The sequence below is a fragment of the Niabella aquatica genome (genome assembly GCF_054779315.1).
In genome coordinates, this window is the sequence record NZ_BAAGYM010000010.1 from 1 (window position 1) to 1613 (window position 1613).

General features: G+C 39.6%; 1 protein-coding gene. It reads left to right on the top strand.

Annotation, left to right across the window (positions count from 1 at the left end):
* Positions 1–266 precede the first annotated feature (266 nt).
* Complete coding sequence (locus ACYVBM_RS09440) at positions 267–1586, top strand: IS110 family RNA-guided transposase (RefSeq protein ID WP_460685402.1); 1320 nt, start codon at positions 267–269, stop codon at positions 1584–1586.
* Positions 1587–1613 lie beyond the last annotated feature (27 nt).

Consider the following 1613-nt stretch of genomic DNA (forward strand, 5'->3'; position numbering starts at 1 on the left):
GTCATAAACAGGCACAAATAATTGCGAATCAAGTTCTTTAAAATGACAAGTAGAAAAAGCTTCAACTTTGAAGAGATAAAGCAACCTGTGGCAGCGTAACAGTACTAAAAGTAGTGACTTAGTTCCTGCAAAACAGCTTTGTTTCAAAGAATGTTGAAGTTCCTTTTGGTGAGCCTGTTTGTAGCAGGTTTCCCGTATAACAGCTTTTAAACTTTTAAATTCTTTGAGCCACAGGCTGCTTATTAATTAAAAGTAAAAGTAAAGTTATGAGAAAAACAGAGATTATTTTTGAGCAGGTCAATGCCTGTGCTGCTGGAATAGATATTGGCAGCGAAAAAATTTTTGTTTCACCAGATGGCCAGGAGGTTAAAAATTTTGGTACCTGCAGCTCAGATTACCGGGATTGCATTGATTACCTAAAACAATGGGGCGTAGAACGCGTTGCCATGGAAGCGACAGGCGTTTACTGGATAAGCTTGTATACGATGCTTGAGGCTGAAGGTATACGTGTATCGCTGGTGAATCCCAAACAAACGCAACAAAAACGGGGTGATAAAACAGATGTGAAGGATGCGCGCCGCATCCAGAAATTATTTGCAGCAGGTATCTTAAAAGAAAGTTTTATTCCGGAAGGCAAAATGCTTGAGATAAGGCTGCTGGTAAGAGAACGGTTAGACATCATAGATATGGGCAGCACTTATATAAAGAAGATGCAGCGTAGTTTAGAATTAATGAACATAAAGCTCACTTCTGTTATCAGCCAGATACATGGAACCAGTGGTATCAGGATGATAGAGGCTATAATAGCCGGTCAACGGGATGCGCAGGTGCTGTTACTATTATGCCATGAGCGGATAAAAAGTAAAAAAAGCGCTGAGGTTTTGAAGGCTCTTGAAGGAAATTACAATGAAACTTATTTGTTCATGCTAAAACAAAATCTTGATATGTGGAAGCAGCATCAACAACAGGTGCACATCATAGACCAGCGGATAGCTTTGCTGTTAACCAATCTTGTGCAGGATAAGCCGGCGGTTAAAAAAGATGCGTTGGGCAAAGCGAAATCTATACGCCATCATGCACCACAAATCAAGAACCTTCATGCAATGATGGTTCAATTGTTTGGAGTGAACGTAAGCAGTATATCAGGCATCAATGATTATACGCTGTTAAGGCTGATAGGTGAAACGGGAGTTGATATGAGCCGTTTTCCGAGTCTGAAACAATTTACAAGTTGGTGTAGTTTATCGCCGGGTCATCATCAAAGCGGTAAGAAAAGTAAATGGATAAAGCGGGCGCCCTGTAACAAGGCTGGTCAGATTTTTAAAGAAGTAGCACAATCATTACAAAACAGTAAGTATACTGCTATTGGTGCATTTATAAGAAAGTTGAAAGTACGCAGAGGCGCCGCTATTGCTTATAAAGCAGGAGCAAGAAAAATAGCTGAAGCATTTTACAATACACTTACCAAAGGAGTGGAATATGTAGAACAGGGTATTAAAAAATATGAGCAACAACTTAAAGCGAAAGAACTATCCTTACTTCAAAGACTTGCTAAAAAGCATGAATTGCAAGTCATTGGTATTTAGACAGTTGCTTCACTTGTCATTAACAGC

Excerpts from the sequence above, each read along its gene's own strand:
- ACYVBM_RS09440 (WP_460685402.1), top strand. The coding sequence starts at position 267 with ATGAGAAAAACAGAGATTATTTTTGAGCAGGTCAATGCCTGTGCTGCT.